Origin of the sequence: Caballeronia sp. dw_276, from assembly GCF_018449635.1 — a bacterium.
In the GTDB taxonomy this organism is placed as follows: domain Bacteria; phylum Pseudomonadota; class Gammaproteobacteria; order Burkholderiales; family Burkholderiaceae; genus Caballeronia.
The window spans coordinates 173,112-188,880 of the sequence record NZ_JAAVUV010000004.1 but is presented as its reverse complement, the minus strand read 5'-3'; the positions used below and the strand labels follow the sequence as shown (position 1 = coordinate 188,880).

Sequence of the window (15,769 nt, the reverse complement as noted above, 5' to 3'; positions counted from 1 at the left end):
TTGCCGGTAACAATCAAGCAAGCATAAAGACCGCAAGCTCTCTGTCAGCGACCTATACTTTTCGCAAGATGAGATTTGCACGCGTGATTAAACGAAGTGCTTTTAAAGGAGCGCATCATGGCCGTCGATCAAGCAAGACTCGATGCATTCATGGGCGGTTTCGTGCATGACCTCGGCGCTGTGATGCACGCGGCCACGGTTGTTGTCGGCGATCAGCTCGGACTTTATAAAGCGCTTGCTGCAAAGCCTTTGCTTCCTGAAGAACTCGCCCGGGAAACCGAAACCGACGCACGATACGTGCGCGAGTGGCTAAGCGCTCAGGCAGCGAGCGGTTATGTCAACTATGAGCCCGCGTCCGGCCGCTTCAGCCTGAGCGAAGAACAGTCGTTCGCGCTCGCGCAAGAAGGCAGCCCGGCCTTCATTCCCGGCGCATTCCAGATCGCCGTCGCGCAGTTCAAGATCATCCCGAAGATGGTCAAGTCGTTCAAAACGGGGCTAGGCGTAGGCTGGCACGAACACGACACCTCGCTCTTTCACGGCACCGAGCGCTTCTTTCGTCCAGGCTATGCGGCTTATCTCGTGAATGACTGGATTCCGGCGCTGGATGGCGTGAAGGCGAAGCTCGATGAAGGCGCGCGCGTCGCGGACATTGGCTGCGGACATGGCGCGTCGACCACCATCATGGCGCAGGCTTTTCCAAAATCCACCTTCGTGGGCTACGACTATCACGAGCCTTCAATTGCATATGCGAGAAACGCGGCACAGAGCGCGGGTGTCGGCAATCACGTGAGCTTCGAGGTCGCTTCTTCAACGGACTATCCCGGCAACGACTACGATCTCGTCACCATGTTCGACTGCCTGCACGACATGGGCGATCCGCTCGCGGCATCGCGTCATGTATTCGATACCTTGCGAAATGACGGGACGTGGATGATCGTCGAGCCGTTTGCGAACGACGAACTCGAAGGCAATCTGAATCCGGTTGGACGGATCTTTTATTCGGCTTCTACCTTGATATGCACGCCGGCCTCGAGGGCGCAGCCGGGCGCCATGTGCCTGGGCGCGCAGGCGGGGGAGCGGCGGATCAGGGAAGTCGTGACGGCGGGAGGATTCCGGCAATTCCGCCGCGCCACCGCGACGCCGTTCAATCTTGTTATTGAGGCGCGGCGCTGAGCGGGATTGCCGGACGGGTCAAGCCGGCCTGGTGGTTTTCTTTGCGGCGGCGGTGGCCGGACGCTTTCGCGCGGCCGGCTTGACGGCGAGTTTCAACGCGCCCTTGCGTTCAGTCGCCGCCGTCTCGCGCGCCCATTTTTCCAGCAGGGTACGCGTCTGCTCGCGCACGATCCCCTTCAGGAATTCGCCCTTCTCCAGGTCAATGTCCTTCCAGCCAAGCAGTCCGAGCGTCGTGCGGGGCGCGACGTGAAACATCAGCAGTTGACCGTTCAGGCTGATCATCCGGATCAGGGTTACGGGGTCGTCGGGCGTGGTGCCGGTGATGCGCGCCATGAGCCGCGAGGCGACATCGTTTAATGGCTGACGCACGCGACGCGTCAATATCTCCGTTGCAATAGTCGGCTCGTGGCCGACCTGTTCGCGCGCAAAAAACAGCCGGTGATTCGTGGTCCCGCAGCCTTTTGCAAACATCCGGTCGGCAATGGCTTCCTGAATGCGAATGAAAGCATCGATCAACGCCGGCATGGCTTCGTTGTTTTCCAGCACTCTATTCGCGTGCGCTACGACAGGCTCGAAGTTGAGCGCAGCTTCGTCGGCCATGTATTCCGCACACGCGCGATACACGCCCTCCTTGTTCTCGAAGTAATACTGCAGCGCCGGCGCGTTGACCCCCGCGCGCGCGGCGATCTCGCGTGTCGACGCACCGTCGAACCCGTGTTCTCCAAAAGATTCGATCGCCGCCACAATAATTCGCAGGCGTGTTTCGTCTCCACGTACGTAACCGCCTTCTGACGGACGGCGCAGCCGTTTTGTGTCGTTCATTCCAGCCTCCCAACGTCCAGGTGCAAAATATATCACTTGACACAATTCTTCCAACTGGAATAATTCTTCCGATTGGAATAATTTGGATCTAAAAGAACAATGTCAACGACAGCAGGATCACCTCCGCAGGACCGCCTGCCGCAAGACTCCGCCGCGCAAGCTCCCCGTTCCCGACGACGCCTGGTCCTGATGGGGTTGGGGCTCGTGGTCATTGTGGCCGGTGGAATCTGGTTAGCGCGCTGGTGGACGGTCGGACGCTTCATCGAAAGCACCGACGACGCTTATCTCCAGGCCGACAGTGTCACCGTCGCGCCGAAAGTCAGCGGTTATGTGACGGACGTGTATGTGGGTGACAACGCGACCGTCAAGGCCGGTGACCCGCTCGTGCGGCTCGACACACGCCAATACCAGGCTTCGCTCGATCAGGCCGAGGCGACCATCGCGGCGCGCACGGCGGATATCCAGAAGGCGCAAGCCGATATCCTTCAGCAGCACGCGAATATCGATCAGGCGAAGGCGCAGGAGCAGGTCGCGCGTTTCAGTGCCCAGCATGCACGCGATGAAGTCCAGCGTTACGCGCCGCTCACCGCGACCGGCGCTGAGACCAGCGAACGTCTTGCCCAGCTTACAAACACCCGCGATCAGGCCAACGCAACGCTTGCGGCAAACACGGCGGCGGTCAAATCAGCCGAAACGCAGATCGCGTCCACAACGGCGCAAATCGCCCAGGCGCGCGCCCAGCTCGAAGCCGCGCAAGCCAGCGCGAAACAGGCGCAACTCGACATGCAGGACACCATCGTGCGCAGCGCCTTGCCGGGGAAGGTCGGCGATCGCTCGGTGCGGGTCGGCCAGTACGTGCAGCCCGGCACGCGCATGATGAGCGTGGTTCCCATTCAAAGCACCTATCTGGTCGCCAACTTCAAGGAAACGCAGGTGGGCCATATGCGTATCGGCCAGCCGGTAACGCTGCATGTGGATGCGCTGTCCGGCACCGATCTGCACGGCGTGGTGGACAGCTTCGCGCCGGGCACGGGCGCGCAGTTCGCGCTGCTGCCGCCGGAAAACGCGACCGGCAACTTCACCAAGATCGTCCAGCGCGTGCCGGTGCGAATTCGCATCAATACGGGTCCTGAGACGCGCAGCGTGCTGTTGCCGGGTTTGTCGGTGACGGCAGATGTCGATACCCGTTCCTCGCGCGAAGGCGACAAGCGCATTGAAGCCGAGAACGATCATGGCTGAAGCAAGCAGCACGGCGCCGGCCGCGCCGGAGGCCGAGCGTGCGAGCGGAGCGGACTGGCTTGCAGTCGCCGCCGGTTCGCTCGGCGCGTTAATGGCGACGCTGGACATTTCGATCACGAACTCGGCGCTGCCGCAGATCCAGGGCGAGATTGGCGCAACGGGCACGGAAGGCACGTGGATCTCGACGGGCTATCTGATGTCCGAAATCGTGATGATCCCGCTCGCTGCGTGGCTCACCCGCGTCTTCGGCCTGCGCAATTTTCTGCTCGCCAACGCCACGCTCTTCATCCTCTTTTCGATGATGTGCGGCTGGTCCCACAGCCTGCCCATGATGATCGCCGGGCGCATAGGCCAGGGTTTCGCCGGCGGCGCGATGATCCCGACCGCGCAGACCATCATCCGCACAAGACTGCCGCGCTCGCAGATGCCGGTCGGCATGACCATGTTCGGCCTGATCGTGCTGCTCGGGCCGTTGCTTGGTCCCGTGCTCGGCGGCTGGCTGGCGGAAAACATCAGCTGGTCGTGGTGTTTCTTCATCAACTTGCCCGTGTGTATTGCGCTGATCACGTTGCTGATCGTCGGCCTGCCGTCGGACCGGCCGAACTGGAGCACGTTCCTCAAGGCCGACTGGGTCGGCATCGTCGGGCTCACCATCGGTCTGAGTTCGTTGACTGTCGTGCTCGAAGAAGGCCAGCGGGAACGCTGGTTCGAATCGAGCTTGATCGTCGCGCTGACCTGCGTGACGCTTGCAGGCTTCCTGCTGATCGCAATCTCGCAGTTCACCGCGAAGAAACCCATCATGCGGCTGAGCCTGATGAGCAACCCGCGCTATGCGAGCGTCATCATCATTGTTTTCGCGGTCGGCGCGGGTCTGTACGGCGTGTCGTATTTGCTGCCGCAATTCCTCGGCATCGTGTCCGGATACAACGCGCAGCAGTCGGGCGCGATCATGCTGATATCCGGCGTGCCCGCTTTCCTGATCATGCCCATACTCCCGCGCATTCTCGGCAAGCTCGACTTTCGCGTGCTGGTGATCGTCGGACTACTGATGTTCGCGTGGAGCTGCATGCTGGACATCGACCTCACCGCGCAAAGCGTCGGCCACGATTTCTTCTGGTCGCAACTGATACGCGGCTTCGCGCAGATCCTCGCCATGATGCCGCTGAACCAGGCGTCCATGGCAGCGGTCTCGCGCGAAGATTCAGGCGATGCCGCAGGCCTCTACAACATGGCCCGCAACCTGGGCGGGTCGGTGGGGCTGGCGATCATCGGTACGGTGATCGACCGGCGCACGACATTCCATACCGCGATGATCCGCGAATCGCTGACGGCAAACTCGGTGATCGGACAGGATCGCGTTGCATCGAGTGCGGCGAGCTGGTTCGCGCAAACCGGCGACATGGCGTACGCAAAGATGCGCGCGATCGGCCAGATCGCAGCCCAGATCCATATGCAGGCCACGGTGATCACGTACTCGGAAACTTTCTACCTGCTTGGTCTCGCACTGCTCGCCTGCATACCGCTCGCGCTGTTGCTGAAAAACCCTAGCAGCCCCGTATCGTCCTCCGCCGGCCATTGACGGCACAAAAATGATATCGACGATGTTCTCTCGCTCTACGCCTCCTGTTTTTTTGACGCTGCTGGCGCTTGCCGCATTATCCGCATGCACCGTGGGTCCCGACTATGCCGGTGCGCCGCAAGTCGCGCCCGACGCCGCGCACGCGGCCGGCTTCGTGCGCACGCCCGCAACCGGCATGGCTGCCACACGCGCGCCGAGCCAATGGTGGCTATCGCTGAACGATCCGCAACTGAACGCGTTGATCGATGCCGCCCTCGCCCACAACCCCGACGTCCACGCCGCCCAAGCGCGTCTGCGCGAAGCACGCGCGCAGTTGCAGCATTCCAAGGCGAACGGCATGCCGACCGCTTCCTTCGATGCCGCCGCGCTGCGCACGCGTTCGCCCGACCTGAGTTCGCTCGCGTCGTCGCAAGACGGTTCGTCGGGATCGTCCGGCCGTGGTCCGCTCCAGCTCTACACCGCCGGTTTCGATGCATCGTGGGAAATCGACTTGTTCGGCGGGACGCGCCGGGCGGTGGAAGCGGCATCGGCGGAAGCGGATGCGGTAAATGCCGATCTCGCCGATACCCAGGTTTCACTCGCCGCCGAAGTGGCCCAGGCGTACATCGATTTACGCGATGAACAGCATCGCCTGCAATTGGCGCAGCAAAGCGCCGACCTCGAGCAGCAAATGCTCACGTTGACGCAGCAACGCCGGGCGGGTGGCACGGCGGCGGACGTGGATGTGGAACGCCTGACCACGCAGGTCGAGAACACGCGGGCGACGCTCACACCGCTCGATCAGCAAGTGACCGAGTCGCTCGACCAGCTTGCGGTGCTGACGGGCCGCGCGCCGGGCGCGCTGGATCAGGAGTTGTCGGCATTGCGCGAGATGCCGGCGCTGCCCGCTTCCGTTCAAGTCGGCGACCCGGGCTCGCTGCTGCAGCAGCGGCCCGACATCCGCGCCGCCGAACGAAGGTTGGCGTCGAGCAATGCGCAGATCGGCGAGCAGAAAGCTGATTTCTTTCCGAAAGTGACCTTGCTCGGCGACATTGGCTTCAGCGCCGCCGATCCGGGCCATCTCGTGCGCAAGAACAGTTTCAGCTGGCTCGGCGTGCCGTATCTGCAGTGGAACATTCTGGACTTCGGACGCACCTTGTCGAGCGTTCATAGCGCGGAAGCTTCGCGTGACGAAGCCGATGCCAAGTACACGAAGGCGGTGCTCGGCGCGTTGCAGGACGCGAATACCTCATTGTCGCGTTACGGGCATCAGCGTGAGCATCTGGTCACGCTGCAAAAGGTGCAGGCGTCGGCGGACCGGTCGGCCACGCTCACGCGGCAGCGGTATCGTGCGGGGGCATCGAGTCTTATCGACTTGCTCGATACACAGCGCACCCAGTTCAGCGCCCAGCAAAATGTGGTCGCGGGGCAGGCCGAATTGCTGAAGGATTTCGTGTCGCTGCAAAAGAGCCTGGGCCTCGGCTGGCGCCTGGACGGCTGATCAACGGTCCTGTGTCCGCCGCACGTTCTCTGGCGGCACGCGGTCGCCGGAGAACGCGTCAGTTGATGCATTAGGCAATTGCCGGCGCATCAACATATCAACGCGATCCGCGTCAGCTGACACAGGCGCGGTGAACGCCCGTATCAGCACAATGCCAACAAACGCCAGAACGACGACCACTGCCGGAATCTCATACCAGATCGGGTTCATGACATCACCTCCTCCGAATAACGCGGACCGTGCGCTTGCGACGATCAGGTTTTATCGCGCAATGTAATGACGTCCGCGGGTTTTGGATTTGCCGCACGAGCAAACGGCAGCTTCTTCACGACGCCTGTAGCCAGCGCCGTACCGATCAGGATGATCACGCACGCGCCCACCATCCCCGCCGATACCTGCTCGCCCAGAAACATCGCGCCCCACAGAATGCCGAAGACCGGGATCACGAAGGTTACGGTGATCGCACGCGCCGGGCCGACCACTGCGATCAGGTGGAAGAACAGCATGTAGGCGACGCCCGTGCACGCAACGCCGAGGGCGATCACCGATCCCCATGCGACCGTCGAAACCGGCGCGACGGGCCACCAGAAAATCGCGAACGGCAACAACACGATGGTCGCGCCCGTCATGGTTCCGGCCGCAACCGTGAGTGAATCGACGCCCGTAAGACGCCGCTTCGTATAACTCGCCGCAATGCCATAAAGCAGTGTCGCGCCCAAGGCCGCCAGTGCAGCCAGCGCAGTCGTTGCCGGCGACACGCCCGCTTCCTGAGGCGTTGCCATCTGGTTCCACACGAGCGCCAGCACGCCTGCAAAACCGATCGCGAGGCCGGCAACACGCAGCGTGCTCAAGCGGTCTTTCAACCACAGGTACGCGACGATCGCCCCCCATAGCGGCGTGGTTGCATTGATCACCGAGGTCACCCCGGCCGACAGCGTGAGTTCCGCGAAAGCAAACAGGCAAAACGGCGCAGCCGAGTTGAGGATGCCCACCACCAGCAGCGATCCCGCGTGCTTGCGCATGGTGCTGACCGCCTCTCGCGCAGGCCGCCGCGAGAACAGCAGCACCAGCAGGAAGAGCGCGCCGATACCCACGCGCAACGCCATCAACGGCGCAACGCCGAAGTCGGTCACACCTACCCGAATGAATAGAAACGATCCGCCCCAGAGGGCGGCGAGAACAAGCAATTGAACGATGTTGGTCGGGTTCATCGGGTATCTGGCGAGGGCATCGCGTCTGTTGAGCCGGAAGGCGAAGCCATCATATCGATGCCCTTGCGCATGAAGTTTCACGCCAAGGCGAAATGTCACGGACCGGCCGCGAATCGGCGATTCACGCTGCCATCGTAGACGCGGGATTGAAGGGCTTCAAACGAGCAATTCTCACCGGTATGTGAGAAAAATTGCTATCGCTTCTTGCGGTGTCGTTCGAGTTGTTTTCGTTTTTTTGCGTGAATGCTTCACTGACCATCACCGGTTATCGGCACGGACGTGCCAAATCTGAAGGCGCACATTTCCCGATGTCGCTAACCCGGGCATTCCGCAAGAATCGCGCTACGGGGCGCTTTGCGTCGTCACACGCGCTTCCCGTTTATTCAATAAAACTAAACGATACCTGAGGAATCACGCGCGCGGCGCGCTTGCCGGTGCCCGCGCGTTCATCGCCATGTTCAATAATTTCACGATTCGCCGCGGTCTCACGATCACTATCGCCGGGTACACGCTCGCGCTCGTCGCGGTGCTGCTTGCCGCGGCCGCCTGCCTGCGCCAGAGCAACCAGGCGCTCGAACAGATGGTCGCCACCGACACCGCTGCCATCACGCATCTCAAGACGAGTTCGCAGCGGCTCCTGCAAGTGCGGCTTGCGCTCGGCAACTACGAGACGCTGTTCATGCTCGGAAAGGCCAGCGACGACATGTTGCCGAACGCGCGCAAGACGCTGAAGATCAGCGACGCCGAGTTCGACGCGTATCTCGCCAAGCCGCGCGACGCGCAGGAAGAACCGCTCGCGCAAGCCGCGAAGACCGCGCGCGCTGCGTTGATTGCGAAGGCGCTGAACCTCGAATTCGATGCCCTCGCGCAAAACGATTTCACGACTTTTCGGACGCTGCAGGTTCAGACCGCGGATGGCTTATACGCGACCTACGATCATGCGATGTCCGCGCTCGAAGCGTTGCAGATCGCACGCCAGCAAGCGCGATATGAACAGGCGCAGCAGCAGTTCCACGCAATGGCGACCGGCGCGGTTGTAGTCGCGGCGCTGGCCCTGGTACTTGGGTTTATCGCGCGCGGGGCCTTGAGCGCGGCCGTGATGAAGCCGATCGAATCCGCCATTCACCACTTCGAACAGATCGCGGCGGGGGATCTGACGGCGACTATCGATGCATCGCGCGATAACGAAATGGGCCGTCTGTTCGCCGCGCTCAGGCGCATGCAGCAGGGGCTCGTAGGCACGGTCACGCAGGTGCGCGGCGGCACCGGCGCGATCTCGCATGGCGCGCGGGAAATTGCGGCTGGCAACATCGACTTGTCGCAGCGCACTGAAGAACAGGCCGCTTCGTTGCAGCAGACGGCGTCGAGCATGGAGCAATTGACCGCAACCGTCAGGCAGAACGCCGATAACGCGCGGCAGGCGAGCGAGCTGGCCGTGGATGCATCGACCACGGCAGTGCGCGGCGGCAACGTGGTGGGCAAGTTCGTGCACACCATGGACGACATCGCGACGAGTTCCACGCGCATTGCGGACATCATCGGCGTGATCGAGGGGATTGCGTTCCAGACAAATATCCTGGCGCTGAACGCGGCCGTTGAAGCGGCGCGGGCGGGAGAAGAAGGACGCGGGTTCGCCGTGGTCGCGGGCGAAGTGCGCAGTCTCGCGCAACGCAGCGCGGCGGCGGCGAAGGAGATCAAGGAACTGATCAGCGCATCGGCGGACAAGGTTCAGACGGGGAATGCGCTTGCAGGGCAAGCCGGACAAACAATGGGCGAAGTCGTTGCGGCGGTGAAGCGCGTGTCGGACATCATCGGCGAGATCAGCGCGGCTTCGTCGGAACAGACGGGCGGGATCGAGCTGATCAACCGCGCCGTCGCGCAAATGGATGAAGTGACGCAGCAGAATGCGGCGCTTGTGGAGGAAGCTGCAGCTGCGGCCGCGTCACTTGAGCAGCAGGCAGAGCAGCTGGATGTGGCGGTGGCGGTGTTTCGGGTTTAGGGCCGACAATAGTTGCAATTGCGTTGCCGAACATCAGCGCAAGCCATCGGCCACTATTGCTGCGCAAGCATCAGATTCAGGTTCTGAACCGCCGCGCCGGCTGCGCCTTTGCCGAGATTATCGAAAACTGCTGACAGCAAAACGTGCCCGTGTTCCATGTTAGAAAACACGCTCAAGCGCATATCGTCCGTACCGTTCAGAACCTGCGGATCCAACTGCTTTAAAACGCACGATTCATGCAGCGGCAAGACATGTACGTGGGCCGCCTCGGCATAGTGGCGTGCGAGGCATGCGTGTAACGTGGCCCCGTCTATGTCGCGTGCCAGCAGCCGTAGATCCAAGGGTACCGTCAACACAATGCCCTGACGGAACGCGCCATACGCAGGGACGAAGATGGGACGCTGCGCGAGTCCGGCGTGCTGCTGAATCTCCGGGGTGTGCTTGTGCGCGAGCTCAAGACCGTACACCTGGTACGACGGCGCGTTGGCAGCACCCGGCCCCTCGTGTTCTTCCACACCGGCACGCCCTCGTCCGGAGTAGCCAGACACCGCGTAAATGCTGACGGGGTGGCGCTCTGGAATGAGGCCGGCGTGCTGCAGGGGACGCAGCAGGCCAATTGCACCCGTTGGATAGCAACCTGGATTGGTGACCCGACGCGCGGTCGCAATGCGGTCAGCCTGTCCCGGTGTCATTTCCGGAAAACCGTATGTCCAGTCCGCCTGTGTGCGATGAGCGGAACTTGCGTCGATTACTCTGACGACGGGATTGACTATGGCGTCCACAGCCTCGCGTGCGGCGGCGTCGGGCAGGCAGAGGATGGCGATATCGCAGGCATTGATGGCTTCGGCGCGACGCTTGGAATCCTTGCGCTCCGCCGCAGGAAGCGTGACCAGCTTCAGATCGGTCCGGCCACGAAGCCGTTCGTGAATTTGCAACCCTGTGGTGCCTTGGTCGCCGTCGATGAAAACAAGGGGAGAGCTCATGCGCGGGGATCCTCCGGTGACTGAATGACAACAAGTAGAACGTGCCTGCTATCTTCCGCGCACCGCTAGAATAGCGAAAGTTGAATTTCATAACCTGGAGATTCAGTTTTTCTGAATCTGGAGGCCGACATGCGAGAGATCAGCCTGGACCGTTTGCGTACCCTGGTGTCTATTGTCGACCGTGGCTCATTCGCCGACGCGGCGCGTGCGTTGCATCTGGCGCCGCCAACGGTCAGCCTTCACATCGCCGAACTGGAAGAGCGTATCGGGGCTCCGCTCCTGTCGCGCAAGCGCGGACATGTTCGGCCGTCGGCAACAGGCGAGGTGTTGGTCGAGCGCGCGCGTCGACTGCTGGCCGACGCGGAACAGGCGTTAGACGATGTTCACCGCCAGGTTCAAGGACTTGTCGGACGCGTCCGGCTCGGCGCATCGACCGGCGCGATTGCGCACCTGTTGCCTCGAGCGCTCGAAGTGCTGCGTGAGCACCATCCCGCTATCGATATTCAGATCGCGGTTCTCACTTCGCATGAAACGCTGACCCGATTGGCGGATGGAACGCTGGATGTCGGGCTGGTCGCACTGCCCCAGCCTCCGGCGGCGGGACTCGTGATAAAGCCTTGGCGCCGCGATCCCGTGATGGCTTTTGTGCCGGCCCATTGGCAGTGTCCGGCTCGCCTCACACCTGAATGGCTCGCCGCTCGCCCTCTCATTCTCAATGATGCGACCACGCGTCTCTCGCGTCTGACCGCCGAGTGGTTTGCAACCGGAGGGCATCATCCTGCGCCGCGCATTCAGCTCAATTACAACGATGCGATCAAGAGTCTCGTAGCGGCAGGTTATGGCGCGGCGCTGTTACCTCACGAGGCCACTACACCTTTACCCGACAGCCGCATTGTCATGCGTCCGCTACGTCCGGCGTTGTGGCGCCGGCTCGGCATTGCGCATCGTACGGGGCACATCGAACGATCCACGCAACATGTACTCGATGCACTGTGGGATCTGCGATTGGCATAGGACCGCTATCCGAGTTGTGTTGCCGGATTCATCGCTGGCGTCAGCGTTGAAGCTCCGAGGCCCGCGCCAGTGCAAGCGTGTCGATGTACTCCCGGATCTTCGCCACTTTGCCATTCCGGACGGTGATGGCGAAGACCCAATTGTCCTCGAACGTCCTATTCGTGGCTCTGAGTTTGCCAGTAGCGAAGCCGACGACCAGAACCCGGTCGCCCTGCGCTATGAATTCGGGGGGCTCGGGGTATGACGTCTCCACCATTTCTGAAGCCTTCTGAAGCAAATCCGTCAATCCCTCGTGTCTGCGGTGCGTGCCGGCCAGCGGCCACTCGCCTGGAATGATCCACTCGATGTCTTCGTCAGAAATCGCCAACAGACCTTGCTTGTCGCCGCTGCCCATTGCTGCAAAAAAATCCTTCACTATCTGGACATTCTCTTGCGTGCTCATCGAAAACTCTCCATTTCTGTTGTTCCCAGTGGTCGCGTGCAGGAACGGCCGGCGTCGCCCTCGCTTCAATCGAACTGGCTGCCGTTTGTCCACGATGCAGAATTGCATCAAAATTTTGGATAACGAATCATTAGTCGAACTTGACCAGGTCCTTGAAGATCAGACGGCTTCCGCCAGTTTTTTGGGGATGATCTCGGGTCCAATCGCGGCCGCGGCGGATGCAAAGCTTTCCGGGTCGCGCGTGGTCGCAACGGATACTTCGATGCCGTTGCGGGCAAACGCCTTGGCCAGCGCCTGGCCGATCTTGCCGAAGCCAATAATTGCGTAGTTCATATATCTTCTTCGATTTACCACGCCTCGCGGGCTCCGAATATCGAATGGAGTAACCGGCGGGCGTAACGCATTAGAGTTGCGCCAGGCCGCCGTCGACGGCGACTTCGCTGGCGGTCATGAAGCTGCTGTCCGACGAGGCGAGAAAGGCAGCCGCCGCCGCGATCTCCGACGGATCGGCCATGCGCTGGAGCGGAGTGAACGAGGCGTAGAGCTTTTGACCTTCCTCGCCTAGTGTTTCCTTCGCGAGTTCGGTCGCAGTCGCGCCGGGTGACAGCACATTGACCCGGATGCCGGTGCCTTTGAGGTCCTCCGCCCAGGTCTTCGCGAGGTTGCGCACTGCGGCCTTGCTCGCACTGTAGGCGGTCATTCCCGGGGCGCCCGTGGTGCCCGCGCTCGATCCCGTGAGGATGATCGAACCGCCGTCGCGCATGAGCGGCAGCGCCTTCTGGACGGTGAAGATCGTACCCTTCACATTGGTGTCGAAGATTTCGTCGATGTGCCCGGCGGTGAGCTCACCGAGCTTGAGCCGGCTTGCAGCCCCGGCATTGGCAAGGACAATGTCGAGAGTTCCGCGCTCGGCCTTCACCGCAGCGTAAAGCCGGTCCAGGTCGGCCTGATTGGTGATCGATCCCTGCACCCCGCGCGCATTGGGTCCAAGCTCGGCCACAGCGGCGTCGAGCGATTCCTGCCGGCGGGCAAAAATGAAAACGATGGCGCCCTCTTCGATGAAGCGCTTTGCTGACGCGAGGCCGATGCCGGTTGCGCCGCCAGTGATCACGGCGGTCTTTCCATTGAGTCTGGTCATGTCGTGCATCCTTCCTTCAAGTTGTACGGAAGCAGGCAACTGCTTGCTTGAGACAAGCATGCACTTCTGATAACCTAAGCACAAGTATGCACCTTTAGGTAACCATGAAATGACGGACTCTTCTGAACATTGCGGCGGCCGCTACTCATACGGGCTCGCCGCCACGCTCAGCATCATCGCGGGTAAGTGGAAGCCGTTAATTCTGTACTTCCTGCTCGACGGCCCGAAGCGCTATGGCGAGCTCAAGCGCAACGTCCACGGCGTCAGCGCCAAGGTGCTGATCCAGCAATTGAAGGAACTGGAGGCGGATCGCGTGCTCGCGCGGACCGACTACAAGGAAGTGCCGCCGCGCGTGGAATACGCGCTTACCCCGCTAGGCCGCAGTCTGGCCGACAAGATTGTCCCGCTGTGCATTTGGGGAACCGAGAACATGGCAGACATGGTGAACAGACTCGTCGAGCGCGACAGTTTGCTTTAGCAGGACGCCTAATAACCGTTGCGCAGGACGGTCTCTGCTCCTTTGACCGGCTGGTGAGAACGTGGGGTCTGTGCTTCAGCCGACATCGACGTTCAAGGCGATGTCGAAGGTGCCGGCGCCATTTTTGGCCAGGCCGATGAGCATCAGACCGAGCGACTCGAGCGTCGCGGCCATGTGCAGGCCGCCGACATCGAACGGACGCAGCCCCAGACTCTCGAGGAAGGTCGAGACGCGCGCCTTGGCCTTCGGATCATCGGCGGCAATGAACGCGTCGAGGCGTCCACTCCGGGCAAGTACAGGGCCAAAGAGAGTGTTGAACGCCTTCACCACGCGCGCGCCGGCGGGGGCGGCCTTGGCGATCTCCTCCGCGCCCGAACTGCCGTGGGGTGTGACGAGGGATGTGACGTCGGGGGAGACCGGATTGGTGATGTCGATGATCACCTTGCCGTCGAGCGCATCCCCATACTCGGCCACCACCGCCGCCGCACTGGTGTATGGCACGGCGAGGATCACGATGTCGCCCGCCGGCGCAGCGCCGTACGTCCCTGTGGTCGCTCCGGCGGCAAGCTGGTCGGCCAGCGCCCGTGCCTTTGCAGGATCGCGGCTGACCACCTCGACGGTATATTGAGCCTTTGCGGAACGGCCGCCGATCGCTGCAGCCATGCCTCCTGTGCCGATGATCGTAATAGTGCTCATATGTAGTTTCCTCGTAAGTTGGGGTATTGCTTGCAATCTCTGAACGGGGCATTCCCCGGTTGATATTCCTTGTGGGCCGAGCCGCGTGCGTCATCCCTCGTGCCATACCAGCGTCGACAGCGCTCAGACGGCAGGGAAGTAATGGCCGTTATCAAGGTCCTTGAGAAGGCCGGGCTGAGCAGGTTCCCAGCCGAGAGTCTGGCGGGTGATGAGGTTGGACGCCGGCAGATCCAGCGTGACCAAATTCGCAAGGAATCCAAAGTATCCCGGCAGCGTCAGTACGTCCACGGGAATGCTCATGGCCGGCAGGCCGAGACGGCTGCCAATGGCCTCGGCGATTTCGCGGAACCGGATGCCTTCGCCCTCAGTCCCATGCCAGGTTCTGCCTGCCGGACCCTTCTCCAGCGCCAGGCGAAAAAGCGAAGCGAGGTCGCGGGCATGCACGGCCGGCCACAGATTGACGCCGTCTCCAGGGTAGCCGACGACACCCTTCTCCTTCGCGAGCCCAATCAGCAGCGGGAGGAACCCGGTATTGTCGGTCGTGCTGTGCGCGATAGTAGGAATCCGCACGATCGAGGACCGCACGCCCCGCTCCGCAAGGCCGACTACCGTGAGCTCCACGACGTTACGAACCCGGAGGGAACCCTTGAACGCATCGCCGCCGGGAAGGGCCGGATCCTCTTCGGTCGCCGGTCGGTCCAAGAAGCGGGCCCCGGGCGCCGCCCAGCCCAGGTTCGTAGGCGAGCCAATGCTCCCTGAAACGACCAGCGGCTTTCCGGTTCCGGCCAGTGCCTCGCCGTACGCGAGCATGATCTGCAGCTCCGCAGCGGCCACGGCGTCAAGCCCGCCGGAGGGCAGCAGGTCTTGCCTGTGCGCGACGTGGATGACACCGTCGGGCTCAGCCGCCGCCGTCTTGAGCCCCTCGAGGTCGGAAACATCCCCGCGACGCACCTTGGCGCCGAGCGCGGACACTGCCGCCGCGGACTTGTCCGACCTGGCCAGGCCGGTTACCTCGTGGCCAGCTGCAATGAGTTCGGGGATGATGTACGAACCGATATGGCCGGTCCCGCCAGTGACTAAAACGTGCATGTTATTGCTCCTTGCAGGCGATGTGATGCGAGATGTGACGGTACCGGCGCGCTCAGCCGGGAAGGCTGACGCCGATTGAGAAGCTGGTGTGTTTGACAGAGTGGGCGAGGAGGGCTAGCGACAACAGGCAGGCGTACTCCAGCGTCCTCGCCATGGGTAGCGGCCCGGTATCCATAGGGCGCAGTCCGAGGCTCACACACACACCGTGGCGTCGCGGCTCATCACCTCGACGGTGTGTCCGGCCTTGGCGGCAAGGCCGCCGATCGCTACGGCCATGCCGCCTGTACCGATGATGCTGATAGTGCTCATGTGCAGCCTCCTGGTTGATTGGGTGCTGCTCGTTCTCTCTGACAACCATGCTAATCATATTACTTGCTAAAAACAAGTAAACAATGGAAATTTACTTGTAATATGCAAGTGATGTTA

At 61.8% G+C, this 15,769-nt stretch carries 15 protein-coding genes and 1 pseudogene; 7 read left to right on the top strand and 9 right to left on the bottom strand.

The genetic code is table 11. The features are described 5' to 3' along the window. Window positions 1-117: 117 nt before the first annotated feature. Complete coding sequence (locus tag HB633_RS09640; RefSeq protein ID WP_213777880.1) at window positions 118-1,173, top strand: class I SAM-dependent methyltransferase; 1,056 nt, start codon at window positions 118-120, stop codon at window positions 1,171-1,173. Between the two features lie 18 nt (window positions 1,174-1,191). On the opposite strand, the gene HB633_RS09635 is transcribed toward HB633_RS09640, so the two are convergent. Then, window positions 1,192-1,995: a CerR family C-terminal domain-containing protein gene (locus HB633_RS09635; RefSeq protein WP_213777879.1), complete on the bottom strand. Its 804-nt coding sequence runs from the start codon at window positions 1,993-1,995 to the stop codon at window positions 1,192-1,194. A gap of 189 nt (window positions 1,996-2,184) precedes the next feature. On the opposite strand from HB633_RS09635, the gene HB633_RS09630 reads away from it, so the two are divergent. Genes HB633_RS09630 through HB633_RS09620 form a run of 3 tightly spaced genes read left to right on the top strand, consistent with a single transcriptional unit; the run spans window position 2,185 to window position 6,293 of the window. Then, window positions 2,185-3,234 (top strand): HlyD family secretion protein, encoded by a 1,050-nt coding sequence (locus tag HB633_RS09630; RefSeq protein ID WP_255580872.1) that lies wholly within the window; start codon window positions 2,185-2,187, stop codon window positions 3,232-3,234. Then, window positions 3,227-4,813 (top strand): DHA2 family efflux MFS transporter permease subunit, encoded by a 1,587-nt coding sequence (locus tag HB633_RS09625; RefSeq protein WP_213777877.1) that lies wholly within the window; start codon window positions 3,227-3,229, stop codon window positions 4,811-4,813. The genes HB633_RS09630 and HB633_RS09625 overlap by 8 nt, the downstream gene beginning before the upstream one ends. A 22-nt stretch (window positions 4,814-4,835) precedes the next feature. Further along, window positions 4,836-6,293 carry an efflux transporter outer membrane subunit gene (locus tag HB633_RS09620; protein ID WP_213777876.1) on the top strand — a complete coding sequence of 486 codons (1,458 nt, stop codon included), beginning with the start codon at window positions 4,836-4,838 and terminating at the stop codon, window positions 6,291-6,293. Here HB633_RS09620 and HB633_RS09615 read toward each other — a convergent pair whose 3' ends face one another. Together HB633_RS09615 and HB633_RS09610 are read right to left on the bottom strand one after the other, a co-directional pair. Then, window positions 6,294-6,503, bottom strand: coding sequence for a hypothetical protein (locus tag HB633_RS09615; RefSeq protein WP_213777875.1), 210 nt, complete (start codon window positions 6,501-6,503; stop codon window positions 6,294-6,296). 44 nt (window positions 6,504-6,547) lie between these two features. After that, window positions 6,548-7,504, bottom strand: coding sequence for a DMT family transporter (locus HB633_RS09610; protein ID WP_213777874.1), 957 nt, complete (start codon window positions 7,502-7,504; stop codon window positions 6,548-6,550). A 454-nt stretch (window positions 7,505-7,958) separates the two neighbouring features. On the opposite strand from HB633_RS09610, the gene HB633_RS09605 reads away from it, so the two are divergent. After that, a complete protein-coding gene (locus tag HB633_RS09605) occupies window positions 7,959-9,503 on the top strand; it encodes a methyl-accepting chemotaxis protein (RefSeq protein WP_213777873.1) in 1,545 nt (514 codons plus the stop codon). Between the two features lie 53 nt (window positions 9,504-9,556). On the opposite strand, the gene argC is transcribed toward HB633_RS09605, so the two are convergent. Then, complete coding sequence (gene argC, locus HB633_RS09600) at window positions 9,557-10,486, bottom strand: N-acetyl-gamma-glutamyl-phosphate reductase (protein ID WP_213777872.1); 930 nt, start codon at window positions 10,484-10,486, stop codon at window positions 9,557-9,559. Window positions 10,487-10,615: 129 nt separating this feature from the next. Here argC and HB633_RS09595 point away from each other — a divergent pair, with 129 nt between their 5' ends. Then, entirely contained in the window at window positions 10,616-11,500 is an 885-nt protein-coding gene (locus HB633_RS09595; protein ID WP_213777871.1) for a LysR family transcriptional regulator, read from the top strand. Window positions 11,501-11,540: 40 nt separating this feature from the next. Here HB633_RS09595 and HB633_RS09590 read toward each other — a convergent pair whose 3' ends face one another. The 3 genes and pseudogenes from HB633_RS09590 to HB633_RS09580 all read right to left on the bottom strand — a co-directional run bounded on the left by HB633_RS09590 (window position 11,541) and on the right by HB633_RS09580 (window position 13,080). Further along, complete coding sequence (locus HB633_RS09590) at window positions 11,541-11,942, bottom strand: nuclear transport factor 2 family protein (protein ID WP_213777870.1); 402 nt, start codon at window positions 11,940-11,942, stop codon at window positions 11,541-11,543. 162 nt (window positions 11,943-12,104) lie between these two features. Further along, window positions 12,105-12,275, bottom strand: a pseudogene (locus HB633_RS09585) (NAD(P)-binding domain-containing protein); the annotation flags it as partial. 70 nt (window positions 12,276-12,345) lie between these two features. After that, window positions 12,346-13,080 carry an SDR family oxidoreductase gene (locus HB633_RS09580; RefSeq protein WP_213777869.1) on the bottom strand — a complete coding sequence of 245 codons (735 nt, stop codon included), beginning with the start codon at window positions 13,078-13,080 and terminating at the stop codon, window positions 12,346-12,348. Window positions 13,081-13,189: 109 nt separating this feature from the next. Between HB633_RS09580 and HB633_RS09575 the strand changes: the two genes are divergently transcribed. Continuing rightward, entirely contained in the window at window positions 13,190-13,558 is a 369-nt protein-coding gene (locus tag HB633_RS09575) for a helix-turn-helix domain-containing protein (RefSeq protein WP_213777868.1), read from the top strand. A gap of 75 nt (window positions 13,559-13,633) precedes the next feature. On the opposite strand, the gene HB633_RS09570 is transcribed toward HB633_RS09575, so the two are convergent. Next, complete coding sequence (locus HB633_RS09570) at window positions 13,634-14,281, bottom strand: NADPH-dependent F420 reductase (protein ID WP_346730297.1); 648 nt, start codon at window positions 14,279-14,281, stop codon at window positions 13,634-13,636. 96 nt (window positions 14,282-14,377) lie between these two features. Further along, window positions 14,378-15,343: an SDR family oxidoreductase gene (locus HB633_RS09565; RefSeq protein WP_213777866.1), complete on the bottom strand. Its 966-nt coding sequence runs from the start codon at window positions 15,341-15,343 to the stop codon at window positions 14,378-14,380. Window positions 15,344-15,769: the final 426 nt, after the last annotated feature.

Excerpts from the sequence above, each read along its gene's own strand:
- HB633_RS09640 (WP_213777880.1), top strand. The coding sequence starts at position 118 with ATGGCCGTCGATCAAGCAAGACTCGATGCATTCATGGGCGGTTTCGTG.
- HB633_RS09635 (WP_213777879.1), bottom strand. The coding sequence starts at position 1,995 with ATGAACGACACAAAACGGCTGCGCCGTCCGTCAGAAGGCGGTTACGTA.
- HB633_RS09630 (WP_255580872.1), top strand. The coding sequence starts at position 2,185 with ATGGGGTTGGGGCTCGTGGTCATTGTGGCCGGTGGAATCTGGTTAGCG.
- HB633_RS09625 (WP_213777877.1), top strand. The coding sequence starts at position 3,227 with ATGGCTGAAGCAAGCAGCACGGCGCCGGCCGCGCCGGAGGCCGAGCGT.
- HB633_RS09620 (WP_213777876.1), top strand. The coding sequence starts at position 4,836 with ATGTTCTCTCGCTCTACGCCTCCTGTTTTTTTGACGCTGCTGGCGCTT.
- HB633_RS09615 (WP_213777875.1), bottom strand. The coding sequence starts at position 6,503 with ATGAACCCGATCTGGTATGAGATTCCGGCAGTGGTCGTCGTTCTGGCG.
- HB633_RS09610 (WP_213777874.1), bottom strand. The coding sequence starts at position 7,504 with ATGAACCCGACCAACATCGTTCAATTGCTTGTTCTCGCCGCCCTCTGG.
- HB633_RS09605 (WP_213777873.1), top strand. The coding sequence starts at position 7,959 with ATGTTCAATAATTTCACGATTCGCCGCGGTCTCACGATCACTATCGCC.
- argC (WP_213777872.1), bottom strand. The coding sequence starts at position 10,486 with ATGAGCTCTCCCCTTGTTTTCATCGACGGCGACCAAGGCACCACAGGG.
- HB633_RS09595 (WP_213777871.1), top strand. The coding sequence starts at position 10,616 with ATGCGAGAGATCAGCCTGGACCGTTTGCGTACCCTGGTGTCTATTGTC.
- HB633_RS09590 (WP_213777870.1), bottom strand. The coding sequence starts at position 11,942 with ATGAGCACGCAAGAGAATGTCCAGATAGTGAAGGATTTTTTTGCAGCA.
- HB633_RS09580 (WP_213777869.1), bottom strand. The coding sequence starts at position 13,080 with ATGACCAGACTCAATGGAAAGACCGCCGTGATCACTGGCGGCGCAACC.
- HB633_RS09575 (WP_213777868.1), top strand. The coding sequence starts at position 13,190 with ATGACGGACTCTTCTGAACATTGCGGCGGCCGCTACTCATACGGGCTC.
- HB633_RS09565 (WP_213777866.1), bottom strand. The coding sequence starts at position 15,343 with ATGCACGTTTTAGTCACTGGCGGGACCGGCCATATCGGTTCGTACATC.